Annotated in this window: 25 protein-coding genes and 1 pseudogene; 5 read left to right on the forward strand and 21 right to left on the reverse strand. The window is 54.4% G+C overall.

Annotated features, from left to right (window positions below; genetic code table 11):
• Positions 1–8: 8 nt before the first annotated feature.
• From ACERY3_RS04275 to ACERY3_RS04315, 9 genes are all read right to left on the reverse strand, one after another.
• Entirely contained in the window at positions 9–2,369 is a 2,361-nt protein-coding gene (locus ACERY3_RS04275) for a type VI secretion system Vgr family protein (RefSeq protein ID WP_373225123.1), read from the reverse strand.
• A complete protein-coding gene (tssH, locus tag ACERY3_RS04280; RefSeq protein ID WP_373225124.1) occupies positions 2,366–5,044 on the reverse strand; it encodes a type VI secretion system ATPase TssH in 2,679 nt (892 codons plus the stop codon). Before tssH ends, ACERY3_RS04275 begins: the two co-directional genes overlap by 4 nt.
• A 182-nt stretch (positions 5,045–5,226) precedes the next feature.
• Positions 5,227–5,718: an Hcp family type VI secretion system effector gene (locus ACERY3_RS04285; protein ID WP_149330283.1), complete on the reverse strand. Its 492-nt coding sequence runs from the start codon at positions 5,716–5,718 to the stop codon at positions 5,227–5,229.
• 12 nt (positions 5,719–5,730) lie between these two features.
• Positions 5,731–7,443, reverse strand: a complete 1,713-nt coding sequence (locus ACERY3_RS04290) for an OmpA family protein (RefSeq protein ID WP_373225125.1) — start codon at positions 7,441–7,443, stop codon at positions 5,731–5,733.
• Entirely contained in the window at positions 7,440–8,129 is a 690-nt protein-coding gene (tssL, locus tag ACERY3_RS04295) for a type VI secretion system protein TssL, short form (RefSeq protein WP_373225126.1), read from the reverse strand. Before tssL ends, ACERY3_RS04290 begins: the two co-directional genes overlap by 4 nt.
• The gene (tssK, locus tag ACERY3_RS04300) at positions 8,126–9,466 is read right to left on the reverse strand and encodes a type VI secretion system baseplate subunit TssK (protein ID WP_373225127.1); all 1,341 of its coding nucleotides are present in this window, start codon (positions 9,464–9,466) and stop codon (positions 8,126–8,128) included. The genes tssL and tssK overlap by 4 nt, the downstream gene beginning before the upstream one ends.
• Positions 9,467–9,480: 14 nt before the next feature.
• On the reverse strand, positions 9,481–11,022 hold the full coding sequence (tssC, locus tag ACERY3_RS04305) for a type VI secretion system contractile sheath large subunit (RefSeq protein ID WP_373225128.1): 1,542 nt from the start codon (positions 11,020–11,022) through the stop codon (positions 9,481–9,483).
• Positions 11,023–11,049: 27 nt separating this feature from the next.
• Positions 11,050–11,541, reverse strand: a complete 492-nt coding sequence (gene tssB, locus ACERY3_RS04310; protein WP_373225129.1) for a type VI secretion system contractile sheath small subunit — start codon at positions 11,539–11,541, stop codon at positions 11,050–11,052.
• A 321-nt stretch (positions 11,542–11,862) separates the two neighbouring features.
• Positions 11,863–12,495 (reverse strand): LuxR C-terminal-related transcriptional regulator, encoded by a 633-nt coding sequence (locus ACERY3_RS04315; protein WP_373225130.1) that lies wholly within the window; start codon positions 12,493–12,495, stop codon positions 11,863–11,865.
• On the opposite strand from ACERY3_RS04315, the gene ACERY3_RS04320 reads away from it, so the two are divergent.
• Positions 12,494–12,691 carry a hypothetical protein gene (locus ACERY3_RS04320; RefSeq protein ID WP_373225131.1) on the forward strand — a complete coding sequence of 66 codons (198 nt, stop codon included), beginning with the start codon at positions 12,494–12,496 and terminating at the stop codon, positions 12,689–12,691. The genes ACERY3_RS04315 and ACERY3_RS04320 overlap by 2 nt on opposite strands.
• Here the strand turns inward: ACERY3_RS04320 and ACERY3_RS04325 are convergent.
• From ACERY3_RS04325 to ACERY3_RS04340, 4 genes are all read right to left on the reverse strand, one after another.
• Complete coding sequence (locus tag ACERY3_RS04325; RefSeq protein ID WP_373225132.1) at positions 12,683–12,994, reverse strand: putative quinol monooxygenase; 312 nt, start codon at positions 12,992–12,994, stop codon at positions 12,683–12,685. The genes ACERY3_RS04320 and ACERY3_RS04325 overlap by 9 nt on opposite strands.
• Positions 12,995–13,020: 26 nt before the next feature.
• Entirely contained in the window at positions 13,021–13,779 is a 759-nt protein-coding gene (locus tag ACERY3_RS04330) for an SDR family NAD(P)-dependent oxidoreductase (RefSeq protein ID WP_373225134.1), read from the reverse strand.
• 652 nt (positions 13,780–14,431) lie between these two features.
• A complete protein-coding gene (locus ACERY3_RS04335) occupies positions 14,432–15,070 on the reverse strand; it encodes a helix-turn-helix domain-containing protein (RefSeq protein WP_373225135.1) in 639 nt (212 codons plus the stop codon).
• Positions 15,071–15,080: 10 nt separating this feature from the next.
• Entirely contained in the window at positions 15,081–15,737 is a 657-nt protein-coding gene (locus tag ACERY3_RS04340) for a DUF2913 family protein (protein ID WP_373225136.1), read from the reverse strand.
• A gap of 266 nt (positions 15,738–16,003) precedes the next feature.
• Here ACERY3_RS04340 and ACERY3_RS04345 point away from each other — a divergent pair, with 266 nt between their 5' ends.
• Positions 16,004–16,507, forward strand: a complete 504-nt coding sequence (locus ACERY3_RS04345; RefSeq protein ID WP_373225137.1) for a DUF2165 family protein — start codon at positions 16,004–16,006, stop codon at positions 16,505–16,507.
• A 234-nt stretch (positions 16,508–16,741) separates the two neighbouring features.
• Here ACERY3_RS04345 and ACERY3_RS04350 read toward each other — a convergent pair.
• A pseudogene (locus ACERY3_RS04350) lies at positions 16,742–17,320 on the reverse strand (tyrosine-type DNA invertase); the annotation flags it as partial.
• A 582-nt stretch (positions 17,321–17,902) separates the two neighbouring features.
• Here ACERY3_RS04350 and ACERY3_RS04355 point away from each other — a divergent pair.
• Positions 17,903–18,688, forward strand: coding sequence for a DUF3658 domain-containing protein (locus ACERY3_RS04355; RefSeq protein ID WP_373225138.1), 786 nt, complete (start codon positions 17,903–17,905; stop codon positions 18,686–18,688).
• A gap of 517 nt (positions 18,689–19,205) precedes the next feature.
• Here ACERY3_RS04355 and ACERY3_RS04360 read toward each other — a convergent pair.
• Positions 19,206–20,033, reverse strand: a complete 828-nt coding sequence (locus ACERY3_RS04360; RefSeq protein WP_373225139.1) for a LysR family transcriptional regulator — start codon at positions 20,031–20,033, stop codon at positions 19,206–19,208.
• 52 nt (positions 20,034–20,085) lie between these two features.
• Here ACERY3_RS04360 and ACERY3_RS04365 point away from each other — a divergent pair, with 52 nt between their 5' ends.
• The gene (locus ACERY3_RS04365) at positions 20,086–20,877 is read left to right on the forward strand and encodes an SDR family oxidoreductase (protein ID WP_373225141.1); all 792 of its coding nucleotides are present in this window, start codon (positions 20,086–20,088) and stop codon (positions 20,875–20,877) included.
• A 100-nt stretch (positions 20,878–20,977) separates the two neighbouring features.
• Here the strand turns inward: ACERY3_RS04365 and ACERY3_RS04370 are convergent, their stop codons facing one another.
• The 5 genes from ACERY3_RS04370 to ACERY3_RS04390 form a co-directional block, all read right to left on the reverse strand.
• Entirely contained in the window at positions 20,978–22,066 is a 1,089-nt protein-coding gene (locus ACERY3_RS04370) for an alpha/beta hydrolase (RefSeq protein WP_373225142.1), read from the reverse strand.
• On the reverse strand, positions 22,066–22,851 hold the full coding sequence (locus tag ACERY3_RS04375) for a 3-hydroxybutyrate dehydrogenase (protein ID WP_373225143.1): 786 nt from the start codon (positions 22,849–22,851) through the stop codon (positions 22,066–22,068). The genes ACERY3_RS04370 and ACERY3_RS04375 overlap by 1 nt, the downstream gene beginning before the upstream one ends.
• Before the next feature lie 165 nt (positions 22,852–23,016).
• A complete protein-coding gene (locus tag ACERY3_RS04380) occupies positions 23,017–23,211 on the reverse strand; it encodes a hypothetical protein (RefSeq protein WP_373225144.1) in 195 nt (64 codons plus the stop codon).
• A 145-nt stretch (positions 23,212–23,356) separates the two neighbouring features.
• Positions 23,357–23,866, reverse strand: a complete 510-nt coding sequence (locus ACERY3_RS04385; RefSeq protein ID WP_373225145.1) for a DUF4232 domain-containing protein — start codon at positions 23,864–23,866, stop codon at positions 23,357–23,359.
• Between the two features lie 22 nt (positions 23,867–23,888).
• Complete coding sequence (locus ACERY3_RS04390) at positions 23,889–24,128, reverse strand: ANR family transcriptional regulator (RefSeq protein ID WP_373225146.1); 240 nt, start codon at positions 24,126–24,128, stop codon at positions 23,889–23,891.
• A gap of 475 nt (positions 24,129–24,603) precedes the next feature.
• Between ACERY3_RS04390 and ACERY3_RS04395 the strand changes: the two genes are divergently transcribed.
• A complete protein-coding gene (locus ACERY3_RS04395) occupies positions 24,604–24,807 on the forward strand; it encodes a hypothetical protein (protein WP_373225147.1) in 204 nt (67 codons plus the stop codon).
• Between the two features lie 51 nt (positions 24,808–24,858).
• On the opposite strand, the gene ACERY3_RS04400 is transcribed toward ACERY3_RS04395, so the two are convergent.
• Positions 24,859–25,296, reverse strand: a complete 438-nt coding sequence (locus ACERY3_RS04400; protein WP_373225148.1) for a DUF3296 domain-containing protein — start codon at positions 25,294–25,296, stop codon at positions 24,859–24,861.
• Positions 25,297–25,567: the final 271 nt, after the last annotated feature.

Below are 25,567 nucleotides of genomic sequence, written 5' to 3' on the forward strand. Positions count from 1 at the left end.
ACTCCTTGTCAGGATAAACGAAAAGTGCCGGAAGGATCTTCCAGTTCTGGAGAAAGTATGGGGAGAACGTCTGAATGACCGGCTTTCCCCTGCCGGATAAAGTGCCCGGCTTTGATTCGGCAGTCACCAATGGTTGCGGCCTCAATACTGTTTTCATCCAGTGTGATCGCACTACCGCCGCCGCTTAAGGTCAGCTTTTTATTTGCAATAATTTTAATTTCATCTTCCGTGCTGACAATACTGATGGCCTTACGTGCCAGCAGATCCATCAGGTCATTCTGTGCCTGGAGCTGAACCGGTCCCTGATTGGCGATGAGCTTGATCCCCAGTTTGCGCACAAACACACTCAGGGTATTGCCGACGCCGATAAAAAGGTTTTTTACCACGCTGATATCGGCATTTTTACCGGCAGTGGCAATGAGGTTACTGCCTGCCGACAGCTGCAGCTGTTCGCCACTGGTCATCGCCGCGCCGTCCGGAGCACTTAGCAGCAGTACGGATTGTTTCAGGTCGGTCAGCTTCTGCTCCAGCAGGGCAATCTGTGCCTGTAAATCCGCCGGGCTGGCGGTGGCAGCCTGTGCATCGGCCGAGATGTCGCTCATCTGCTCCCGGGCCAGGTTAAGATTGTTTAGGGCCGGATCCATCTCCAGTTGCAGCCCCTGCGCCATTGGCTGGGCGTCGGCGCTGATGAACATCCCCTTACCGGCACGAATCGCGCCCCAGGTGTCCGTACGCAGCTCAAAGCCGTCGCCGCGCTTCTGGTTCTGGTGCTGACTCTCGCCCGCATCATCCACAATATGCCCGAGGCTCAGGCTGCTCCTGCCGCCGTATTCGGTACGGATGCGGATATGCTCCTGCTCCCGGCTGTCCCCGAGCTGAATCTCATTTTTCGCCGGGGTACGCAGAATGTTACGCCGGTCATTGCGGATGGTGACGTGGTCCAGGTGTTTCGAGTCATGAAGCACCCCGGCAATATAGGGGCGGTCAGGGTTGCCGTTCTCAAACCCAATCGCCACCTCTGTCCCCGCCAGCAGCGGCAGATGCAGACCGTAAGTGTCACCGGCATAGGGCCGGGACTGACGCACGCGAAGGCTTTCGCCACCCGCTGCCCATTCGTCGCGGTCAAACAGCATGTTGACGCGGTAACGCCCGTCCTGGTCAATGTGGCCGTAGAGTTCATTTCCCGGAGTACAGGTCACCCGGGCAGGCAGCGTTCCGGCCATCACAGGGCGTGCCGGTGGCTGTGGACGGTAAGCGTAGTTGTCGTTATCCGGTATCGCTTCAAAACTGACCGCCAGCGCTTTGTCACGGCGGGCTTCGCTGATAATCCGTGTCACCAGCACGCCTTTTGCAAAGGGTTCGCTGACTTCATGACCGCCGATCACGCGCATCACCTGGCCGGGGAAAAGCGTACAGCAGGCCGTCTGTCCCGTCAGTTGTGTCTGCGCGTTAAGGTAGCGCTCATGGCGCAGGCGGGTATAAAACATCCCGCTTTCCGGCTCAGGGGAGCGGGCGTAGCTGTCACCGGGCGTGAGGTAATTGTCGCCCCAGTGGTATGCCTCGCCGTACGTGGTGCTGTCGCCCCGGGTGACATCCGCCTTCGTATTCATGTCCTCTGCCGCCTGGCGGTAGTTGTATTCCCGCAGGCTGACCTGTTTCTCCACCACCGCAAAACGGCTCGCCATATTCCAGACCGCATCGGTCTCACCATCAAGCTGACCGGAAGGCGGGATGGACGGCAGCGTCAGTCCCTTCGCATAGCCCTGCTGGCTGTTATAAAACTCCACCACGTCAATCATCAGACGGGTATCAGTGGTAGAGCGAAACCAGATACCCACTTCCCCCAGCAGACGGGTGATAAAGGTCAGGTCATCTTCACCAAACTGCATCACCTGTTCGCGACGCGGGTATTTTTCCGTATCGAAGGAAAACAGAAAATCCTGGCCGCGCATGCCGTGGCGCTCGCGCAGAATTTTCTCCACAATCTGCGGGACCGACTGATCCTGATAAATCACGTTCTGGTGCGAACGGTCCAGCAGCGCCAGACGCGGCTGCAGAGTCAGGGCGTAGCGGGTTTCGTCCTTCGAGGTGCCGAGGCGTTCAAAGCCGGTCACCACACCGCGAATGATACGCAGAGGCTGGGCCGCCACTTTCCGGTTACCTGGCTTCTGAAGCGTCAGTGAGGCCGGTTTCATCAGCATGGTCTCACGGGCGATACCGTGGTCATCGCTGGTAAATTCAATACGGTAGCGGAACGGCGTGCTGAGCCCTTCATCGCCTTCCAGTGCCAGCACGTCCAGCATGGCGCTGCAGCCTTTCACCGACAGCAGATGGTGGCTGTGGCTGTATCGAACGGGTTGTGTGCTCATGCCTTATTCTCCTGCGAATCAAATTCCATCACGATGCCCTCCTCATCATGCCAGCCGAGCGTCAGGTGATTCAGCGTCACTCCGGCAGCGAGGTGATGCAGCAACTGCAGACTCAGCACCGGCAGTATCTGCTGGTTAAGCAGGCTGTCGATGTTGCGGGCCCCAGTGTCCGGCAGCAGACAGGCAGCGGCCAGTGCGTCGTACAGGCTTTCACTGATGGTGGTGGTGATCCCGTAGTGACGGGCGAGCCGTTGGGTGACCTTCTCAAGCTTCATCGCCACGATGGTGCGCAGCGGGGCTTCACCGAGCGGGCGGTACAGCACCGTCTGAAAACGCGCCAGCAGCGCGGGCTGGAAGTGGTCGCGCAGCAGCGGGCGGACAAGTTCTTGCAGTTCGCCGTCTGTGGTCTCCGGGGCTTCCGTCAGTTGCTGCATAATCTGTTCGCTGCCGAGGTTCGAGGTCATCAGGATGACCGTGTTGCGAAAATCAATTTCCCGCCCCTCGCCGTCGCGCATGAATCCCCGGTCAAACACCTGGTAGAACAGGTTCATCACGTCCCGGTGGGCTTTTTCCACCTCATCGAGCAGCACCACGCTGTAGGGGCGCTTGCGTACCGCTTCGGTCAGAATACCGCCCTGACCGTAGCCGACGTAGCCCGGCGGGGAGCCCTTGAGCTGCGAGACGGTGTGCGGCTCCTGGTATTCGGACAGGTCGATGGTGATAAGGGATTTCTCTCCGCCGTACAGGGCGTCCGCCAGCGCGTGGGCGGTTTCGGTCTTGCCGGTGCCGCTGGGGCCTGCCAGAAGGAACACGCCCTGCGGCCCGTCCTCCTGCGTCAGCCCGGTTTTTGACGCCCGCAGGCGCTGTGCAATGGCGGCGAGCGCAGCCTCCTGGCCCGCCACGCGTTGTTGCAGCAGGGCCTCCAGATGCAGCAGTTCCGTCTGTTCATCCTTCAGCAGCGAGGAGAGAGGAACACCGGTCCAGTCGGCAATCACCTCCGCCACCATACGCACATCGACATCCGGGCACAGCAGCGGGCTGTTCTGCTGAAGCTGCTGCAGCTGTTGCTGAAGGTCTGCGGTTTCTGCCTGCTGCTCCGGGGCGTTGCGGCTTTCCAGCAACTGCGTGACCAGCCGTTTCTCTTCCTGATAACGGGTTTCGAGCAACTGCTGCTCCGTGGTGAGCTGGCGGGTCTGCTGTGCAATTTCGGCCAGCCGCGCGGTCTTCACGCTCTGCCCCACAGCCTGGTCTTCCAGCAGGGCCTCTTCTTCCAGCACCAGGGCGTTCTCCTGCGCCGCCAGCCGGGTGAGAGCCTCCGGTACGGTATCGAGGCTCATGCGTACGCGGGCGGCGGCGGTATCCAGCAGGTCCACCGCCTTGTCCGGCAACTGGCGTCCGGTAAGATAGCGGCGCGACAGCGTGACGGCGGCGCGAACCGCTTCATCGCTGATATGCACGCCGTGATGCTCAGCGTAGCGGGACTTAAGCCCCCTGAGCATCAGGCAGGCGGTGTCATCGTCCGGCTCGTCCACTTTGACCATCTGGAACCGGCGCTCCAGCGCGGCGTCGCGCTCGAAGTACTGCTTGTATTCGCTCCAGGTGGTGGCGGCAATGGTTCTGAGTTCGCCCCGGGCCAGCGCCGGTTTCAACAGGTTGGCCGCGTCCGCGCCGCCCGCCTGATTACCGGCCCCGATGATGGTGTGGGCTTCGTCAATAAACAGCAGCACAGGTAACGGGGACTGTTGTACCGCGTCGATGATGTTTTTGAGGCGCTGTTCGAACTCGCCTTTGACACCGGCCCCCGCCTGCAGCAGACCCAGGTCGAGGGTGCGCAGGATGACCGGCTTGAGGGACTCCGGGACGTTGCCTTCGGCGATACGCAGCGCCAGCCCTTCCACCAGGGCGGTCTTGCCGACGCCCGGCTCCCCCACCAGAATCGGGTTGTTCTTGCGCCGACGGGAGAGAATGTCCACCATCTGGCGGATTTCATTGTCACGTCCAAATACCGGGTCGATTTTTCCGTCCCGGGCTTTTGCGGTGACGTCGGTGGTGAAACGGTCCAGAACTGCCAGTAATGCCGTGGTGGGTTTGCCTTCCTTTATTGCGGGGACATCAGCCCCGACAGGACGCCCGACGAATGCCACATTGCCGTTGCCGGTATCATCATGGTCACCCGCCATCAGAGCAGATTCCTGTGCCTGCACTTCCGGGCGTTCGTCCGACTGCGTATCCAGCAGCGGACGCAACTGCGTTATCTGACTCCCGGTCAGGGAGAGCAGCGGCCAGAGGCCGTCACAGAGCAGCAGCGCCGGATGGCTGCGCAGCGCCATCAGCAGGTGGATACTGCGTATCTGCGCTTCCCCCGCCATCGACGCACACAGCCAGGCCTCACGCAGCAATTCGTTAAACTGCGCAGACAGCTGAGGACGGCCTCTGACTGACCTGGGCAGCCGGTCCAGGTATGCCAGCAAATCCTGCCAGAGGGTGTCCATGTCCCATTTATAGCGGCGGGCCAGCACGGTGAGGTCGCCTTCGCCCTGTTCCAGCAGTTTGAGCAGCCAGTGTTCAGGATGGATTTCCGCGTGGGCGCGGGTCTGGCACAGCGTGGCCGCATCCTCCAGCGCCCGGGCGCAGAACGGGTTGAGGCGACGCAACAGTACGGCAGGATTTTCCATATCATTTTACTCATCGTGGGTGACCGTCAGGCACGCTACCGCCCCTCGCTGTTTCCTGGGAATAAGGAGCCTGTAAGCGCATCAGGTCAGATTTTCGTGTTGTCGTGTGTTTTGCTCAGCACCCGCGAAAGCAGACGTTCAGCAAAAAAAAGCAGACAGGGATAACCCCGTCTGCTGATGTGTTACGCCGTGGCGCGTTCGTTCCAGGCATCGGAATGAATGATGTTGCCGTCTTTATAGGTCCAGGTGATTTTTTCGTAGCGCAGTTCAAGCTGCTCCAGGTGGTTGTGCTTCTCGTAGGTCGGGTCCTTGATGTCATGCATCACCGGATTGACCTTCACCACCTTCACGTTTTCCAGCAGGGTGTTGAAGTACTCTACTTCCTGACCTGCGTCGTTGATTTTGTACCATTTGAACTCGGCTGATTTCAGGGTCTGGCCTGTGGTCACCGCCTTGTACAGGTACGGGCTGGAGGCGTCGATTTCCTTGGTGAATTTAAACGGGGTGTGGATACGGGTACCGGTCAGCTTGCCGGTGTTGTTGTCGGTCGGGATGTACAGGTTATGCTCCTGTGCCACCACTTCAATGCTGCCCTCGCGGTCCTTCACGTCCACGGAGCCTTTAATGTCCGCACCGCCGTCGTCCTTCAGCCACAGATAAACCGGAATTGCCATGTTATTGATTCCTTATTGATTACGTTGAGAAGCGCCACCATCCTGTGATGGCATCGGTTTTATGCCCGGTACCCGGCAGGCATCGGCCTGCGGTACCAGACGGATTTCAACCCGACGGTTGGCCGCCCGGCCCGCCGTCGTGTTATTGGGCTGCAGGGGACGAGCTGCCCCGTAGCCCTGCACCGCAAAACAGCTTTCTGGCACGCCGCCGGTGTCGCGCATCCAGTCGCGTACTGCTTCGGCGCGTTTCAACGACAGCGTCTGGTTCAGCGCCGGGCTGCCGGTGTTGTCGGTATGCCCGCTGACCACAATCAGCCAGCCGGGTTTTTCCTTAATACCCACCAGGGCATTCACCAGCACTTTTGTTGAGTCGGGTCTGAGGGTGGATTTGCCCGGGGCAAACAGCGACAGGCTGTCGAGGCGGACAATCTGTGGCGCAGTTTTCTCCACGGTTGGTTTCAGTGCGGTTTCTGCAATCTGTGGGGTATAGCCACGCAGGGTGTCGAGGACCGGCAGATGGAGCCGTTCCCCCTCGTACAACCCCAGCCCCAGACGAAGCGGCTCGCCGTTGCGGGCGTAGTCATCCAGCAGTGCGGCATCCTGCTGCAGTTGTTGTACAGCGGCAGTGCGGCGTTCACTCTGATTCTCCGCGCGGGCGTATTGCTGTATGTCAGCAGCGAGTCGCTGCATGAACTGGTGGTTATTCCAGGCACTGCAGCCCAGTGCAACCACCGCCGCCAGCAGAAGCATCCGCAGGGCGCTGCACCAGGCCCGTTGCCGGGGCGTCAGCCCGTGCCCGCCGGGCAGGGACGACAGCATAAAATCCGGCAGCGCCGGGAGGGGAGTGATGTTATCAGCGACAGGCTGCCATCCGGCAACCTCCTGCAGCGCGGTATGCTCCCGTAGCCAGCGCATCCAGAGAGAAGGTGATGGCGAAACCTCTGCAAAGGGAATGCCACCCCACAGCACCATGGACGGTGATATCACCGGAAAATCCGCCTGTACCGCACCCAGCACATCCGTGACGTGCTGCTGGCTCCATGCGCTCAGGCTGTTTATCAGCACCTGCTGCGATACCGCGTGTGGACCACAGGTGGCCATCCATGAGGAGACAGGACCATGTGCCACGTCGCTGGACCAGACGCTGACATGTCCACCCGGCAACAGCGCCTGCCACAGCGGGACGGACGTCAGGGAAGAACTCACCACGGAACAGAGCACCAGAGGCAGCGAAGCCCCCGTTTCCCGGCGGCACTGGCTGAGCTGTCCCCGCAGGGCGAGCAGGTGCCCGGTCAGCACCACGCTGTCGGTATGCTGCTGCGGACAGACGATGAGCATCACCGACAACTGCGGCCCCCAGCCCGGACGGGCCTGCAGCAGTTCACGGACCACCTGCGCCACGTCCTGCTGCATCGCCACGCGGATGCGGCAGCCGGTTGTCGAGGTCTGCACGTCAGGCGCATCCTGCCAGAGTGCGTCAGTGTCGCCACAGACCAGCATCACAGGCTGACGATACGAAGCGGGAGGCAGCGTTTCTGCCGAAAAAGACGAGACCTCCGTGGTGGCGGTGCGACGACGGATGAGGAGCAGCCCGGCCATCCCCGCCCACAGACCGACCATGAGCGCGATGGCAACAGGCCGTGAAACCGGCAGAAAGACCAGACAGACCACCGCCGACAGCAGGGCGGCCCACAGCGCCATCGCACGCTGTACCGACTGACTCATTTCACCCCGCCCGGCAACAGGGTGGCGAGCAACTGGTCAAGCCAGTAATGTAAGCCCCACCACAGTCCGGCCAGCAGTAACACGCCCGCGACCATCTGCAGCGGCCAGCGACTCAGCCAGCCCGTGAGGCGGTAACCGGCTTTTACGCCCGCCAGCACCGGCTGTGTCTGCGGATAACGGAACGGCGGTACCCGGGCCGTTAATTCAGCGACCAGTTGTTCCCGCTCAGGCGTATCTACCGCCGGATATTCCCCGAGGAACCCCAGCATCATCGCACGGTGAAAACAGGTCAGTACCCGCAGGTCTGCCGACGGGCTCCTGAGCACCTCCCGCATTCGCGAACAGAGCGCATCCCCGGCGTCAATATCGACAAGAAAATGTCCCTGCAGCGGCAGGCCGCGACACTGAAAGTAGAGGTCATCCTGTATGTCACGTTTTTTCACCACTTCATCGAGCAGCGAACACTGAACGTTGAGAATATCCTTCCGGCTGGTCTCGTCCATTCCGGCCTGCTCCAGGAGGTGCTGCACCTTTTCTGTCGCGCTCACACACTGCGTCCAGACGTCCTGCGCTTCTCCTTCCTTAAATGTCGGGCCGTGGCGCAGGCTGATAACCTGCAGCCAGGTATCCTGCAGCAGGAGGTCCATATCGCGGGCGTCATGTTTCGGGTTGCGGCTTTCACTCATTTTCGCAGCACCACAAACAGTTCAAGCTCCGGCTCGCCGAGCGTCCCCGGGGTGTAAAACACGCACTGCCCGCTGTCCAGCATCGCCCGTGCTGCCGGGGAGGACAGGTCGAGGGAAAAATACTGATTTTCCATGCGCAGCGGTACTGCCGCCGGTACGTGATGCAGCGGCTGCAGGGGAATGCCCTGGCGTGACGCATTCACAAGATCGGTGACATCATCCGGGCAGCCGATCTTGCACTGGCGCGGAAATTTATCCTGCAGCTGTGCCACCGGCATGGTCGAGCGTACCGACAGATACCAGTCAGCCCCTTCGCGCAATCGGGGATCCCGCACGTCGGCCTGCCACTGGTGCAGCCGGTTATCAAAGGTGAGTTCAACCCTGACAACCCGGGACGGCAGGCTGGCTTCCAGCAGGTCGCTCAGCAGATCGAACAGCACCGGAAACACGTTTTCCGGCTGCGCATGATCGTATTGCGGAATAACACCTGCCTGATGCTCAAGCGAAAAGGTCAGCAGATTCCCCGCCAGCTGGGCCAGCACCGGCCAGAGTCGTTCCGGCGGGCTCTGTGGAAAACGCAGAAAACTCTCCAGCAACGGATCCGCGCCGTTGAGTGAATTGAGCAGCCAGAACAGCGACACGTCCGCCACGGCAAAATCGGCCATGCGTTCGTTACTCTCCCGGCGCATGGACATGAGGCGCTGCTGACGAGCCCGCAGCTGTGTCAGCAATCGCCCGAGGCCGTTCATCAGCCAGGGGCTGGCCCGCATGTTCAGCAACGGTGGCAGAAAGGTCTCATCCAGCACCCAGTTCCCCTGTGGCTCGCGGCGCAGTCGCGCTACCGGACAGGTCAGGTATTCGCTGTTGTCCTGAGACGCCAGCCGAAGTGAGACCTCATGCTGCAGCACCGTTATCTGACGACTACCGTCGCCATACTGGTCGCGGATTTCCCGCCACTGCTGACGGTAACGGACCGGGCGCTCGGCCCGTTCTTCCGCTTCCAGACAGTTGCTCTCACCGCTGTGCAACAGCGGCAGGGCCAGCACCACAACAACTTCACCGGTGAGTCCCTCCAGCGCCAGGACCGGTGCCGGGGTGTCGGCGTTACCGGTCTCAATCAGCGTCCCGTCCTGAAAACGCACCGACAGTCGCTGCACCTGCAGACGCTCCACCTTCAGCGATTCGGTTTCAAACGTGGCTTCCAGCACGCCCCATGGGTGATTCAGCCCCATCAGTGCAATACACTCACTCTGCCAGGCTGACGCCGTGATTTGCTGCTGAAAGTGGTGCTGGGAAATGAATACGCCTTTTCCCCAGTACGGTTGTGTTATCTTCACGCGCCCCTCCGGCGTCAGTCTTTCGCCTTCGGCATCTTGCTGACCAGAGACAGATTGACATCCATCCCCTCCACCTGGAAATGCGGTACCGCGAAGAGTTTCACGCGGAAGAAGCCCGGGTTGTCATCAATATCTTCCACCACGACTTTGCCTTCGCGCAGCGGGTGCGAGGCCTGCAGCGCATCGCCCGGATCGGTCATCTCGGTCACCAGGCCACTCAGCCAGCGGTTCAGCTCCTGCTCCAGTACGCGACGATCCTTGGTGGTGCCGATGTTCTCGCGCTGGATGACCTTAAGGTAATGGGCGATACGCGACATCAGGAAGATATAGGGCAGGCGGGCGTTGATACGGCTGTTGGCCGTGGCGTCCGGCGTGTCATAGAGTGCCGGTTTTTGGGTGGAGTTGGCAGAGAAGAAACAGGCAAAATCTTTATTTTTATAGTAACTTAGTGGAATTAACCCAAGATTTGAAAAATCAAACTCGCGGGTTTCGGAGATCATGATCTCAGACGGGATTTTGACCTGGCTGCCGGTACCCAAGTCAAACAGGTGGATAGGCAGGTCTTCCACGGCACCCCCGGCCTGCGGGCCACGGATCTGCACACACCAGCCGTTGTTCGCAAAACTGCGCGTCATGTTGGCGGCAAACGCGAAGGAAGCACTGGTCCACAGGTACTTGTCGTGGTCCGGGCCTTTGACCTCTTCCACGTAGTTGAAGCTGCGCACCGGGACGGTATCCGGGCCGTACGGCAGGCGCCCCAGCACGCGCGGCATCGTCAGACCGATGTAGCGCGAATCATCGCTTTCCCTGAAGCTCTTCCATTTGATATACTCCGCACGATCAAAATAGTTGGTGACATCTTTTATCGCAGCCACTTCATCGATCGTATTTTTCATGAAGAACTTCGGACCCACAGAGCCAATGAACGGCATATGGGCTGCTGCGGCCACTTTGGAGATATTACGCAACAGCGCGATATCCTGAGCATCGGCATCAAACTCATACGCTGAAATCAGCGCCGCAATGGGCTCACCGCCGGGTTGGTCATATTCCGAGCAATACGCGTGCTGATATAATCCGCTCTGGATGATTTCCGGTGCATCCTCAAAATCCGCCCGCAAATCCTCCTTGGACAAATCAAGCAGTTCTACGCGAATATTTTTTCTGAAATCCGACTTCCCGACCAGGTGCTCCACGCCGCGCCAGAGACTTTCCACCTTCTGAAACTCAGGATGGTGCAGAATTTTGTCCAGGTCCTGGCTGAGCTGACGATCCAGTTCACCGATCATCTGATCCAGCAGGGCTTTATCCAGCTTATCGACTTTACGGGTACCGGACTGGCGCAACTGCTCCAGAAAAACGCCCAGGGCGGCGGTCACGCGCTGATTCGCACCGGCTTCCGCCATATCGGCTTCATCTTTCCAGGCGCGGATATCACTGAGTTGGTCCACGGGAGACAGGTTGATTTTTTTGAGTAATGACGCATAGACCCCGGCAGACGGTTCCTGCTCCAGGACTTCAGCCGTTGCGGCGGCGGTATTCTGTTCAGCTGACATGATAGTGTTCTCGTGCAAATAGGGGGATCAGATGTCCTGTGGTGCCAGGGCGGCGATTTCAGCGCGAAGCTCGTCGCTCAGAGCGGGGTTGCGCAGGATTTCCAGCAGCTCACGGCGGAAACCCGCGTCATCTAACAGATTGGCCCGTAGGTCTTTCAACAGATTACGCATCATTAACATCGCCTGCAGCCGGGGCACCTGGCGGGCAACGTGCTCAGGGGAGAAATCTTTCATATGGCGGAACGTCAGATTAATCTTCTCTTCCGTTTCTTCATCGCCATGGGCATGTTTCACGTCAAAGCTGACTGATGGGGCCAGTTCAGCAATAACCTGCTGCATATTCAGCTTATTGATATTTATTTTCTGGCGTTCAGAAAGTGGTGCGCTCTCGTTACCATTGCTGAAGTCAGCGGCAAGCAATAGCTTGAGTGGGAGCTCAGTCTGCTTTTGTGCATTGCCGACGTGTACATCCAGTTTTAAATTTATTCGTGCTTTAGGTATTTCCGACTGATAGCTCATGATCTGTCCTTCGCTTGTGTGTTATTTATTTGCCCGACTTCTGTCAAAACCTGAAAGAAAAGTTAAATTTGGAAAGTGGAAATGAAATCTACCCGTGATTTCACACTCATCGCACATTCTGCCACTCATATTCCTTTCACTTCGTACTCTTCAGTTATGAATTAAGCTACACCTGAGACTTCAGATTGTTATTTTATATTGACAAATCAACTCACCCGTTGCCTGTGATTGGGTATTGTAAATATGTGCTGAGTTTCAGTCCTGATATCTGAGTATTGAACGCTATTTTCAGGTTTAAACATACTAGAAAAATTCTAGGTTTCAGAATTTAAGTGTGAAGGGGAGTATGTCCTGATAACCTTTCTGGTAGGCCAGGCTCACCAGTTCTTTCGTACTCTCCGCCCTGAACTTCTTTTTGAGATTCATCAAATGAAAATCCACAGATTTTAAAGAAACACCTGCACTTTCAGAGATAGCTGCTCGCTTTAGTCCTTTAAGAAGAAGGTACATTATTTTCGATTCCATGGCGGTTAAGTTATAATTCTCTCCATAGTTACAAACTTTAATACTTTCTGATTTGCCAGCAAGATTGAAGAAGTTTATGTTTTGCGTGATTACCACTGCATTGGCAATGGTTCCAGCGGGTTTACCCGCAGCATCATAGATAACTTTTTTGGCCGTTATCAGATTTACAGGTGTGGTTCCATTCAGAGGCTCTATGACAGAATAATTGTCTCCTCTCAGGATATCTTTTTCATGATTGACATAGATACTTGCACTGTCAGCCCAGGGCATATCGAAATCATTTAACCCAATAAGTGATTCTGTCTTTTTCCCCGCAAGTCGGGAAAAAGCGGCATTTGAGGCAATAAAACGGTGTTTTACATCCTTTACCAGGATGATGCCACAATCAATCATAATCAATGGATTTGAAAGGAATTCTTCTATATTCATGTCTGACAACACATTCAATCAATCAAAATCAGTCGAAGTTATCAATGTTGCAGGGCAGGATTTTAAACTGACCTACTTAGAGAATCAGGGATATTGGGTTGCGATAAAATATGCCGAAGACTGTGAAATATTTACCGGTGTAACAAAAGATGAGCTAATGGTAAAAATCCTTAATGGCCTGAAATGTTTAAACTGATGTCCCGTAAAGGCGTACATCTGATTTTTCAACCAAAATTTGTGCTGTCTTGTCAAAAAAATGAGTGATGTATGGTTTAGTGCAGTGCAGGTCAAAATCCACTCTTGATTTCCATTTCTCAATTAAGCAGACATCCCATTTCTCACCATGAGAACCTGGGTATTGTATTTCCCGTGTCAGATCGTAGCCAATGCAACCGTCTTCCGACAGCGTATCCGGGATAAGTTTACGTAAGCTCTCAACAAGCTCATCAACTTTTCCACTCTTAGCCAGGAATCTGGCTACGCAATGAATATGATTCATATCAGAACTTCCTTTTTAGTCATGTTTTATCTGGCCGTGTAACCACCGTCAACGGGAAGCAGTGCACCCGTTATAAACGATGATGAGTCACCAATGAGAAAAGCAATGAAATTAGCGACGTCTTCAGGTGTACCTATCCGGCCTAATGGTTGCTCTTTTGCTTCTTCTTCATGCACTTCATCAATATTCAGTCCATTTTTCGAAGCATAACGTTGTACAGCATTTTGATAGAGTGGGGTGTCTATTGTGCCGGGACAAATTGCATTGCAACGAATACCAAAGGGGGCGTAATCCAGGGCAATAGTTCTTGCCATTGCGGCAATTGCCGCCTTCGATGAATTGTAAACAAAACTATTTTTCTTCCCGACAAAGGCCTGATCAGAGGAAACAATCACGATGCTCCCTTTTCTTTTTTCTTTCATCAAGGGAATGACGGATTTTAACAGGCAATAAGTACCTTTTGTATTGACACCCATCACCCTGTCAAAATCCTCTTCTGAGGTTTGTTCGATATTTGCAGATAAATGAACACCTGCACTTACCACTAAAGCATCAATCCCACCTTCACGGAGGGAAATTAAATTCACAACCTCATCCACCTCACTGCGGCTCGTGACATCACATTTTAAAAAGGTGTCATTACGCTGTGACGGAGTCGATTGTGGGGGTAATAAATCAAGGTTGTACACACGATAGCCCTGCTCCAGTGCCAGGAGCGCTGTGGCTTCCCCAATGCCACTGGAACCGCCTGTAACGATGCAAATCTTCGGTGTGTTAGTCATCATTCTTATTCCGTCACTTCATGTTCCTTGTGCGCCTTTACTCATGTTCTTTGACTCAACCATGATTTTACGCACTTAGTCGTCTGGTAGCGGGCAGGCTATTTATGCCTCAGGACAACGTAACAGCAAAGTATACTGACAACCCCTCTCCGATACAGGAGACAGAGGTTATCTTTGTCAGCGTACTTTAAATGTTGGTCTTCCAGTCACTCCGGGTAATCCCTTCATCGCAGACAGGAAGGCTATTGCCCTAATTGTTCATAGAACACGCGAATAGTAGAAGTTTGGAAATAAAAAATCAAAGAGGCCGCTAATTTAATGCTTCCTGCATAAACCGATAGTATTTTGTATTAAAATGTAATTTTAGGGTGTTTCAGGAATATTAGTGTAGATCATCTATTGACCATTTCCATCGGTCGTTGTTATTAGGTTGCTCTGGTTTTTGAGCAAAATCCAGGCAATTACGCACCGTAATTAATCGTATTATCATTTTCGGTATCACGTTATGTTTTTGCAACTAAATGTAAAGTTGCAGTTAATTGTGATCTAATTCAAATAAATATCTTCATCAGCGACTGGTTTATCGTCATCATCCTGCTCAGACAGAGATGTGGCCGGATTGCATGTTTCTCAGGTACTGGAATATCGGGGATAATCAATGACCACTGGAAAGTGTATAAACCGGGATCCGGCGGGGCGTGCTGGTGAGGTTATAGGACACCTCGGTTTCGGAGGTAACGATCACCATACCCGCTTTGCGAAGCCGCTGCACATCGGCGGCGATCCTCTGAATGCCGAACCAGAAGAGCCCGTCGAGTGCGGTTACCTGTAGACCGATTTCCAGCGCCAGCCTGAGGTGTTCGCGTGGCGCTTTCATGTTTTTCGCAATCTGCTGATAAGGCGAGGTCACTACGCCAGTGGGATCCAGACGCCGGTTGCGGGTGACCATGCGGTACTGAACCCCGTCCGGTATTCCGCTGAGATCGGTTTGCAGGCTCCTGACGCAGCCAAAGCGCTTCCCGTTGAAGTCAGCCTCTTTATGATTAATCTGTAGCTCGTCGCGCAGGTTGGCGATCAACTGGGGCGTGCGGGTTAACAGCATCCGAAATGGCAGCTCAAAGCTGGTGACATAATCAACGTTCAGCAGGGCAATACGCAGACGTTCTGCCGCTCCGGCTCTCAGGTGTCGGCATTCTTCCAGCACATCCGCCCACTGTCGGGTCAGACGGGGCGTTTCATCAGCGCATGAAAACTGATATTTCTCGATCTGGTAGTCAATTCGCCCCTCGGTCATTTCCTTTGTGTTAACAGGTAGCTGCCTGCTCTTCGGGGATACCTGCATCTGCTGATGACAATAGCGACAGCAAGCACCAGCCAGCGTGCAGCTCACCCGTCGTGTAACGCAGCTCACGCGTGTCAAACGCATCGCCAGCAACACGGGTATCACCAACGACGATAAATTCCACCGGAGCGGATTGTTGTCCCTGCTCTGTAAAATGGCGCTGCAGTTCGGATTTTCTTACCAGTAACGCGGATACATCCGCATATTCGGCGTACAGGGATTCGGGTACCCATTCATCGTCAGTGACCACCGCATTCACCCAGCCCTCCGCTCTGAGATACTCAATTGCGTGCGTTAACCTGAAGAGGTCAGACTGTTGCGCCAGCGGCTCCGTACAGGACTGGTGGAGGTATTCCAGCCGCGTTAACAATCCGGCTGCGGGACCTTTCTGGCGTCCCAGACGAAGCAGACTGTCTATATGTTCGGCTACAGAACGAGGAAAACGACGCTGCTTTTGCGCGGAGCCAAGCCAGCGAACTAAAAAGGTGTGAATGGTCAGCGGTGATAGTGCATGACCGTCCTGCTGCGCCAGGCGTAAACTAACCAGTGTGCACCAGGCAAAATGCGCCAGATCGGCCATGGACTCTTCGGGTGGTAATACGGTGGGATGCTTTTTCATACGGGGATTATAACGGGATCGGCGTATCTAAAAAAGCTGAGTGTACTTAGCCAACAATATAACCCAGCGCTGACCTACAGTGTGCATTCTCATTTAAGCGGTTCAATGGTGACTTCCACCACAAATACGGGCCTGAAAGGATGACGGCTGGTTGAGTTCTCCGGCTCCCGTTGGCATACCAGTAGTACTCAGTGTATGCATCACTGGCTATTTACTGCAAAGCCAACGGTGGCAAAACAAAAGGTCATTTTCGAAGGGGGAGGGCGATGATTTTTTTACAACAATTACTGAAAGGTATACTGGCCGTTTCAGTGGGCGCTTTCGGGCTTCTGGTTGCCGTAGATAACGTTCTGGATTACGACACCAACTGGCAATTTGTTCAACACGTCCTGTCTATGGACAGTATGGAGCCCTGGTTTACCGGAAGCGCTATTCGTACCCGCGCCATTACCTCGCCATTCTGGCAACAGGCAGGCTACATTACGATTATCATTGGCGAATTTATAACTGGGTTGCTGTGTTCTCTCGGGGGACTGGCTCTGTTGTATGGTGCGTTGAGAAAAGCTCAGAATACCGCTACCACAGGGAAAAAATTGTTTATTGCTGGTTGTATTCCAGCTGTGCTGGTCTGGTACACAGGTTTTGCCGTGGCCGGAGGTGAGTATCTTGCCATGTGGGCGAATCAGTGGAACGGGCAAACCAAGGCCTACACATTCATCAGCTTTATTCTGCTGAGTTTACTCTACATCACCCGACCGGAAACAGAATAACTTCTCCAGGAAATGATGATATCCAAGATGTTCAATGCGATCTCCCCGAATGAGGGGATCGTTGTAGTATTTTTTAATCCACCACGAGCGGTATTATATCGGCTCAGGGGCATTTCTGGTCATCGCTTTAAACTGAAGCATTCGTCGCAAGTTGCGAGGTAATAAATTCAGTGCAAACCTGCCCTGAGCAATAATGGTTCTCATCACCCGGGCTGTTATGGGCCTCACCTCGCATCGCTCATTCTCCTCGCTCACGACCGCCTGGCGCTGCTTTTTCCAGGTCTGTGCGAAACGGGCTGCATTCCCCGCCGTGTAATGCACGGTGTGCCGGATATTACGATGCCCCAGGTAATCCTGGATTAATCGTGTATCCATCCCCTGCTCGGCGAGTTCGTAGCCGCAGGCGTGGCGCAGCATATGAGGATGAACCCGTACCGCCAGCCCGGCCAGTAACCCGTAATGCCGCAGTTGCTTGTACATATACTGACGGGTGAGATGGTTCCCCTTTGCGTTGGGAAAAAGCCAGCCGTCTTTCGATAAAGGTCTGCGACTCATCCACTCCCCTATGAGCTTACGCTCTTCCGGCTGGAGTGGGTGCACGGTACTGAAACCGTTCTTCAGTCGCCGGATAAAAATAGTCCCGCCCGCTAAATCGATATCCCGGACGGTAAGGCCAAGCAGTTCGCTGATCCGCAGACCATGATAAAAACACATCAGGATCATGCACCGATCCCGCAGTCCGTTCTTTTCACCTTCCGTCGCCCTCAGTATTAACTCCGTTTCGTGCTGCGTCAGATAAAGCCTGCTTTTCACAATGCTATTCCACCATTAATAATATTTTTATTATCTGATTAGCTAATGTTTATCATTGTTAACTGAATTTAAACTTAAGCAAGAGGTATGACCTGTGTTTTTTTGTTAACTGTGCAGTGGCTAAAAGATCGATGCAAAGGATGCAAAAATCGTGTTATCACTAACCCCGGAGAACCATATGGCTGTTCAGGACGACGGTATTGACCTAGGGTTTCTCGCAGTTTTAGCAGAATTTGACAATTTCCAGTCCCGTGCTGACGGTTAAAAAGCGACGTTAAGACAATCGCATCCTGATGATGATTGCTTCAATTTTTCCCTTTGCCCGTATCCTGCGGGCATTTTTTATGTTGCTGTGACGGTCCCCAGGGGAGATTCACCTGCGATTTCGTCGTATCACCAGGTCGGTATTTCCATAGTATCCGGTGCAGAACCCGGTGCGCTTTGACGATGATGTCGTGATTTGCCAGTATAACGCCCTGGGGCGGCCCCTGACTGCAGAAACTGGAGCCTACCAGCGCGAGGTGAAGAAACGTTTGATCATTTGAGTCTGGCACACAACAACACGATTTCAGAGGAACGCCAATGAAGACTCATATCCGACATGTATGTCAGGCTGGCTCGGCCCTAATACGTCTCAAATCGCTGTTTGGCACCGATATCAGGGATATTGCCGACGACTGCTGTATTGGTCCATTAACAGATGTCGATGCCGAATCTCCGCTTCAGCGCGTCGCTTTCTGGAATGACTTCTTTTCACTGGCTTATGGCGATGTCGGAATCAACTGGGCTGCAACTTTCCAGAACGTTCATCAGCAACTGAGTACGCTAAGCGAGGGGGTTGATGAAATCGTCATCTGGTCGGGAACGCATCCTGTCGAACAACTGCTTCGCCGCCGTATTTACTGGTGGCTACGGGATGACACCGTCAGGGTGACGGAGGTTCTGGTCGATACCCGCGATATGAATAATCCTGACGGACAGACGCACGCTGCAATTGCACAGATCCCCGTCGGGCAACTTAAGTTACGTTTTGCTGAACGCCAGACTGCGACACCCGCTATTCGCCGCCAGCTGGCTGATGAGTGGGTCAAACTGCGCGACCAGGGCGTTGGTATACGCATTATAGAAAATAACCGACTGACAGAACGTCCGATCGAGTATTTCGACACCCGGCTGTTATCAATTGTCGGGGAGCAGCCAACCAGACTGGCTCACGCTATCGGACAGGCAATGTCGGAAACGGGAATGACTGATACGTTCTGCAAATGGCGCTATATCATGCTGGTACAACGCGGAGAACTGGCGTTGATATCGGGCAATCTCCACGATGAATACAGCTCTGCAATGGTTGGCAAACCTCGTGGGTAATGAAATAACAGCAACACGCCTGGCAATTGATATCGCACCGCTCCCGGCAGGATGCTATCGGCTGATCCCCATAAAACAGACAACGCTATGCGTCAATTACCCAAATTACTCGCCACTCTGATAGCATCACTATATGCCGTCTCCGCTATTGCAGCAGATTCAACGAACAGCGTTAGCGCAGCCGCTCCAACACAACCACCGCTTGTATTTGGGCCAGGTCCCGTGATCAACCCCGAAAACTCGCAGTACATGGAAGACAAAAAAGCAGCGATGGGAAAAGCACAGCAGGAGCCCGCGCCACAGCCTACTAATAGGCACCGCCGATTGCATCATGGACTGATAGCACCTGCAAGGCATCAGTAACAGATATTGGCTGAAGTTGAGAACTGAAGGCCCAGAGACAGGAAATCCTGCGCATTTAGATGAGGTTGAATAACGTGTTGCGATGCAGGATGCCCCCCAGTGAATCGAGGGCCAACCACCGCGATTCGCGATTACCATACATGCATAATCTTGATCAGCGTGTCATTCGCATTAAATGCTGGATGAGTTGATCCACGGCGGGAAATGACAGTGACTGAACTGCATAACAGACTCCCGTTCGTCTTGAGAGTGGATGTCCAGGCAGGGCTCTGGTCACCACCTGCGAATGTTCACGTGCCAGTGACTCCGGTACAATAGCAACCCCCAGTCCCTGCGTGACAAGTCTGAGTGCCAGAGAATACGTCCCGGCATTTGCTGCCGGTGAATTTGCCGTAGCACCATAAACCGGCAGCAGACGCTGGTGTGATGTCAGCTCAGGACACATTACCCAGCACAGACCATGAAGATCCGCTTCGGTCACCGTCGTTTTCTCTGTCAGTGGGTGGTCGCCCGGGAGAGCCAGGAGAAACGGCTCGGTATGCAATGGTAAGAACAGCTCATCTTCACAACGCAGTTCCTCACAGCCAAAACGAATATCCCCCGTACAGCCTGGCTCCAGTGTGACCAGCAAACAGAATTCCGGATCTCGGATGTGCTGCAGAAAAGCGTTTAACTGACTGTCCGCAATATCATGCTCGATACCGATGTTAAGGGGCTGTCGGTGCCTCTCCCGTCTGAAGCTACGGCTTAGTGTATCCAACTCAGCTACCATACGTCGGGCATGTGGGTAAAGGATCCTTGCATCCTGCGTCACCTCCACACCGCGTGGCTGACGCAGAAATAACGGTGTCCCGAGATCGTCTTCAAGCATTTTTATGGTGGCTGACAAGGCGGGCTGAGTGAGGCAAAGCCGACGGGCCGCGCCAGTAATATTTCGCTCCTCGAAAACAGCGATGAAAGCATGAAGCTGGCGATAATCCATAATATTTAATGATGCCTGCGAGAAGAAAAAACCATTTTAAAGCCTGAAGTGGATGAATTACAGTCCACCCGTCGCTTTAGCTATCATTTTTAATTATGTGGAGTTCAGCATGCAATATGAAAAGAAACCCCTGATTGTTATCACCGGTGCCAGCTCCGGTATCGGCCTTGCTACCGCCCAACTGTTATCGGCAGAAGGGCATCCCCTTCTGCTGATTGCCCGCCGTAGTGAACCAATGAAAGCGCTTAACCTGCCAGATACGCTTTGCAAATCGGTGGACGTGACTGACCGTACAGTATTTATTCAGGCGGTGAGAGAGGCTGAGGCGCGTTTCGGTCCGGTGGACGCACTGATTAATAATGCCGGTGTAATGCTGCTCGGCAATATGACCACGCAAAATCCTGAAGAATGGGAGCGGATGCTGGATATCAATATCAAAGGCGTGCTGAACGGTGTGCATGCCGTGGCGGCAGGCATGGTAAGCCGCAAATGTGGCACCATTATCAATATCAGCTCGGTGGCAGGGCGTAAAACGTTTCCGAACCATGTTGCTTATGTAGGGACGAAATTTGCTGTGCACGGTATTTCCGAGAATCTTCGTGAAGAACTGGCTCCACACGGCGTCAGGGTTATCACCATCGCGCCGGGGGCCGTTGAAACGGCATTGTTGAGTCATACCACTGACGAAGAAATCAAGTCTGGTTATCAGGCATGGAAACAGGATATGGGCGGTGTTGTACTTTCTGCTGAGGATGTGGCCAATACCATTCGCTTTGCTTACCTGCAGCCTCAAAACGTCTGTATCCGCGAAATTGTACTGGCAGCGACCAGACAGCAGGCTTAAAGGGCGGTGTTTCTGCCCTGATGAAAATAGAGCACGCCACGAAAATTAAATATTTTGTTAACGAAATAACAGGGGCAGTTCTGGAAACGGCCCCTCAGACCTAATTGACAGGTGAGTCAATGAAATCAGCGGTAGCCTTGTAAACCTCTTCAGCCTGCTGCGGCACCAGATTTTCAAGCATCAGGAACGCATGTACCATCCCCGGAAAATGCACATGTTTTACCGGCACACCGGCGGCTTTCAGTCGGGCAACAAAAGCAAAATCCTCATCACGTAACGGATCCAGACCGCCACTAAAAATCAGCGTGGGCGGAAACGCCCGCGTAACTGGCCTGTATAGCGGTGAAAGCGACGTTCTGTCCTCATTGTGTTGAAAATACTGACTGAAGTACCAGGCCACTTTGCTTTTATCAAGCAATTTACCCTGCCCGTTTTCATCAGCGGAAGGCCAGGACAGCGTGTAATCCAGACTGGGATAAATCAGTACCAGGCGGGAGATAAAGCCCGGGTGTTCAGTCTGCAAATCTCCGGCCAGTGTGGCACTGAATGCTCCACCTCCGCTGTCCCCGGCCAGGGTCAGCTGTGGCTTCCAGGACACATGGTTCCGGTCCAGTACAGCGTAGACCTGCATCAGGATATCACGCGCATCGTGAAGTCCCTGCGGATAGGGGGATTCAGGTGCCCGACGATAGTCCACGGCCACCACGGTATTGCCGGTTGCAACCGCCAGATGACGGGCTACCGGGTCATATACATCCACCGACCCGCTCAGATGCCCTCCACCATGAATGAAGAAGATCACCCCGGTTGCTGTATCCGGATGCGGGTTGTAGATCCGCACCGGAATTTTTCGCCCCGGTACCGCGACATCCACATTAATAATCCGGGCTACGGATTGTTTATCCGTCACATACTTTTGTGTCAGCGCAGCCAGTGCATCACGGCTGTCGAGCGTACTATACTCGGGGTCATTGTTGTTTTTGGGTAGCGATGATAACAGCGTCGCCAGGGGAGCGGGAGGGGCCAACGTCAGCGGGCCATTTTCTTTCTCCCACATCTGTTGATAGTGTTTCTCCATTGTGCCGAGGGTATCCCGGGTCACCTGAGCGGATACTGCCCAAGCCGCATGACAACAGGAAGCCACCAGCACCAGAGCTGAGAGCAAACTGCGTTGCATGGTTTTACTCATCAGCGCATCCCCCATCCATGACTGACCGTAATTGACTGCCCGGTCAGCGCCATGGAAGGAAATGTCACCAGAAAACGTACGGTTTCGGCGATATCTGCCGCCGACGTAAACTGCCCGTCAACGGTTTCCGCCAGCATAATATTTTTAACAACGTCCTCTTCGCTGATACCCAGCTCACGGGCTTGCTCAGGAATTTGCTTTTTGACCAGCGGTGTATCAACAAAGCCCGGGCAAACCACATGCGAGCGAACATTATGAACAGCTCCTTCCTTAGCGACCACCTTAGCCAGCCCCATCAGCCCATGTTTGGCGGTCACATAAGCCGCCTTCAGCCGGGATGCCTCATGCGAATGCACGGAGCCAATATAAATCACCGTCCCCCCTTGCAGTTTTTTGTACATATGTTTCAGTGCCGCCCGGGTGGTCAGGAATGCTCCGTCAAGATGTACAGCCATCATCTTCCGCCAGTCAGCAAACGTATATTCATCCAGGGGGCTGACAATCTGGATCCCGGCATTAGAGACAAGTATGTCAAGACTGCCATAACGACTCACCAGCGCGTCGATTCCCTCCTGAGTCTGCTGCTCGTCCGAGACATCCATGCCAATGGCAAGCGCTTCGCCGCCAGCAAGCTGGATTTCCCGGACCACCTTTTCGGCTGAGGCCAGACTGAGATCCGATATTCCGACCGATGCCCCTTCAGATGCCATCAATAACGCGATTTCTCTGCCAAGACCGCTACCGGCCCCGGTAACGAGTGCTGTTTTACCTGATAAACTTTTCATTCTTGTCCCCATCAATCACCTTGTACCACCACTGTGGTGGAGGGAGCGAATGTATAAACGGCAACGGGCATGAAGAAAATGAAAAATGGGCATAGTTCTGATGCACAACAGGCATTAACAATGCCGAGGATGGCTGTTCATCCCGCGGCCATTTGCTCTGAGATTTTAACGACGCAGGTGAGACTGCTGCCGTTTATCATAATCATCCCGGCAATCCGCGTCACAGAAATGCACGTTATCCAGAGGTTCACTGCAGTTATGACACAGCCCTGTCATCGGCAGCGACGCCCGCGTTCTGCTGCGAAGCAGCTGTTCAAGCCTCATCTGTTCGGCCTGGCTGGCCTGATCCACTTCATCCATTACTCATATTCCTTAACATTAATATCCGGCATCTGATCACTGTCCTGTCTGCGCATAACCGCCCAGGAAAAACCACAACAGCAGGGCCACGGTCACTGCAAAAATGACAATGGAAACAGGTAACCGATTTTCATACCCGGCTCGCTTACGGCGTACCGGTCAGCGACTGTGAGTAATAGCCGGTACTCCCTTTTGCCGCACACATCTGGCGGTCAAAAGGCACCGTCAGCGATCCTCCAGTCAGATCCAGCGAAACAAGTGCTGGCCGGATACAGTTGCCGCCGTCAAACGCATCACTGGACACCCAGCGCAACAGTATCCGCAGCTCACCATCGGCAGGCACTATCACCGGCGGCAGCACCGGGCCGGGACTCATGCCCCGGACGGTGCGTCGCTCAACAGGCATCGGGTGATGTGCAGCGTCGCTGAAGGTTAAGACCGGTCGCGGCGGAAGCATGCAGGCTCCGGGGCCAGTGTTGTGTAACACCAGGGCCGTACCACTTTGAGACATTCCGTCGTAAAGACCGCCCCGGTCATCAGTATGTACCACAATATCTGACGCTTCGCAGGGCAGTATCGACAGGGTATCCGCCCGGACCAGAGGCGTTAACAGCACGGTCAGGGTGATGATAAGTATCGAGGAAAGGTATCGCATGTATGTCGCTCCGGTAACGGGGTTAGCGCTCTGGCTGTGACAGCGGGGCCTGATGACGGCGTTCACACAGGCTGGCCCGGGACTCCTGCCAGTGTTGCTGGCGTGGATTGCGGGCGGCCTCTGCCGCCATCCGCCACCACCGGGCAGCTTCACCATAATTACCTTTTTGTTCCAGTTCTGCGGCGGCCTTAGCCCTGGCTGAGGCATTCAGGATGCCCGGGGTTCCGCCGTCCGGCAGACGTTCAGTGGCATGTGGTGTCATGATGATGTTCTCGTCCTGGTGATAACCGTTAAACCTGGCTTCTCGCCTGAGCGGCAGTTCTTCAGAATATCCAGGTGGGCCTGATGGTGAACGCGCCGCGAATAAGCGCGAACATGAACGACAGCGATCCTCAAACCGGGTGACGATAACGTGCAAAAAAAGATCGTTACAGGTTGTTCCTTACAGCCGGAACTGTGCGTCGTACAGGCAGATATTCATCGCCGATGGGTATTCCGGAGGGGCTACCGGAGAGACGCTGGCAGCGCGGGTATTCAGGAAAAGCCAGTGCAAACAGAAATGCGACACTATCGGTGTGGTTCATCCCCCTTCGTTCAAGCCTGTTTTTTCGTCTGCGATGTGACCACTTCAACACATCGACATTGCTTCGGGACAGGGATCAAATGAGCCTTGCGGCATTAACGCTGTCGTTGCTACGGTCAGTCACCTGATATCCTTAGGCAGAAGGTCAACAATAATGAGTAACGTTCCATTTAAATGCCCAGGCTGTAATCACGATCTCGCCGTACACACCGGGACGGAAATCAGCGATGTGGACGATGTTACCGGCACCACTTGTGCTCACTGCGGTCGCTCTATCCATAAGGATGACATCATCCAGCAGGCCCGTGAACATGCCGCGATACTCGTCAGAAATCTTCTCGGAAAACACATCGGATAAGCGCCACCGTTTTATGTGGTGATCGTCGCCAGTCTCAGGGGAACAATCACGTTAATCCACTATTCCCGTCCGCGCTGTCGCTATGGGTGCAGCCATGGACTGAACCTGTGTTCTGAGCTGGTTAAAAGGCGATGTGAAGGCTCCCCGTACAGCGCGGTTGTTGATGATAGGTGTGATGTTCGTTACGCCATGATGCTCAGAACCGGTAACTCTCAGCCATGCATTGCGGATAATCTTTCTCATCGCCTGCTGAGCGCTTTCATCATGGGCTGTCCCCAGAGTATCGAGATTGAGCAGCAGCACCATTTTGCACTGTGGCGCACTGGTTGAGGCCCATATCCAGCGTAACAGCGTCGGCGGTGAACTCCGCCGGTGCCACGAATATTCGCCAATCCACTGCCAGACTTCGGTATGGAAACGCAGTATCAATGACCGGTAATCGGTGTGGATTGCGCGGTACGGTAGTGCCAGCGTAAAGCTGAACGCCACCAGCCGTGGGTAATGGTCTATACTGCTGCAGAAACGTTCGTATATTCACAGCATCCGCGATGTTTGCAGGTGAAGAATGGTTCATAGAGTATCTCTATATTTTGAAAAGAAATGGTGCAGCGTGTCGAATAACTCAATGGTTCCATGCGCACAGCAAAGAACCATTGAATATTACGGATGCCAGATGCTGCTAACGCAGGTAGTTGAGGGGGGGGGGATAAGTCAATAAGCAATACGGCAATGTGGCTGGAATACGTAGGTAATAGAAAGG

Origin of the sequence: Enterobacter cloacae complex sp. ESBL7 (assembly GCF_041679625.1) — a bacterium.
Taxonomy (GTDB): domain Bacteria; phylum Pseudomonadota; class Gammaproteobacteria; order Enterobacterales; family Enterobacteriaceae; genus Enterobacter; species Enterobacter asburiae_B.

Coding starts and splice junctions, on each gene's coding strand:
- ACERY3_RS04335 (WP_373225135.1), bottom strand. CDS start 15,070: ATGACCGAGGGGCGAATTGACTACCAGATCGAGAAATATCAGTTTTCA.
- ACERY3_RS04330 (WP_373225134.1), bottom strand. CDS start 13,779: ATGATGACTAACACACCGAAGATTTGCATCGTTACAGGCGGTTCCAGT.
- ACERY3_RS04390 (WP_373225146.1), bottom strand. CDS start 24,128: ATGACACCACATGCCACTGAACGTCTGCCGGACGGCGGAACCCCGGGC.
- ACERY3_RS04380 (WP_373225144.1), bottom strand. CDS start 23,211: ATGGATGAAGTGGATCAGGCCAGCCAGGCCGAACAGATGAGGCTTGAA.
- ACERY3_RS04395 (WP_373225147.1), top strand. CDS start 24,604: ATGAGTAACGTTCCATTTAAATGCCCAGGCTGTAATCACGATCTCGCC.
- ACERY3_RS04375 (WP_373225143.1), bottom strand. CDS start 22,851: ATGAAAAGTTTATCAGGTAAAACAGCACTCGTTACCGGGGCCGGTAGC.
- ACERY3_RS04355 (WP_373225138.1), top strand. CDS start 17,903: ATGAAGACTCATATCCGACATGTATGTCAGGCTGGCTCGGCCCTAATA.
- ACERY3_RS04315 (WP_373225130.1), bottom strand. CDS start 12,495: ATGAATATAGAAGAATTCCTTTCAAATCCATTGATTATGATTGATTGT.
- tssH (WP_373225124.1), bottom strand. CDS start 5,044: ATGGAAAATCCTGCCGTACTGTTGCGTCGCCTCAACCCGTTCTGCGCC.
- ACERY3_RS04370 (WP_373225142.1), bottom strand. CDS start 22,066: ATGAGTAAAACCATGCAACGCAGTTTGCTCTCAGCTCTGGTGCTGGTG.
- ACERY3_RS04285 (WP_149330283.1), bottom strand. CDS start 5,718: ATGGCAATTCCGGTTTATCTGTGGCTGAAGGACGACGGCGGTGCGGAC.
- tssL (WP_373225126.1), bottom strand. CDS start 8,129: ATGAGTGAAAGCCGCAACCCGAAACATGACGCCCGCGATATGGACCTC.
- ACERY3_RS04365 (WP_373225141.1), top strand. CDS start 20,086: ATGAATTACAGTCCACCCGTCGCTTTAGCTATCATTTTTAATTATGTG.
- ACERY3_RS04360 (WP_373225139.1), bottom strand. CDS start 20,033: ATGGATTATCGCCAGCTTCATGCTTTCATCGCTGTTTTCGAGGAGCGA.
- ACERY3_RS04320 (WP_373225131.1), top strand. CDS start 12,494: ATGTCTGACAACACATTCAATCAATCAAAATCAGTCGAAGTTATCAAT.
- ACERY3_RS04290 (WP_373225125.1), bottom strand. CDS start 7,443: ATGAGTCAGTCGGTACAGCGTGCGATGGCGCTGTGGGCCGCCCTGCTG.
- ACERY3_RS04345 (WP_373225137.1), top strand. CDS start 16,004: ATGATTTTTTTACAACAATTACTGAAAGGTATACTGGCCGTTTCAGTG.
- ACERY3_RS04340 (WP_373225136.1), bottom strand. CDS start 15,737: ATGAAAAAGCATCCCACCGTATTACCACCCGAAGAGTCCATGGCCGAT.
- ACERY3_RS04385 (WP_373225145.1), bottom strand. CDS start 23,866: ATGCGATACCTTTCCTCGATACTTATCATCACCCTGACCGTGCTGTTA.
- tssC (WP_373225128.1), bottom strand. CDS start 11,022: ATGTCAGCTGAACAGAATACCGCCGCCGCAACGGCTGAAGTCCTGGAG.
- tssB (WP_373225129.1), bottom strand. CDS start 11,541: ATGAGCTATCAGTCGGAAATACCTAAAGCACGAATAAATTTAAAACTG.
- ACERY3_RS04325 (WP_373225132.1), bottom strand. CDS start 12,994: ATGAATCATATTCATTGCGTAGCCAGATTCCTGGCTAAGAGTGGAAAA.
- ACERY3_RS04275 (WP_373225123.1), bottom strand. CDS start 2,369: ATGAGCACACAACCCGTTCGATACAGCCACAGCCACCATCTGCTGTCG.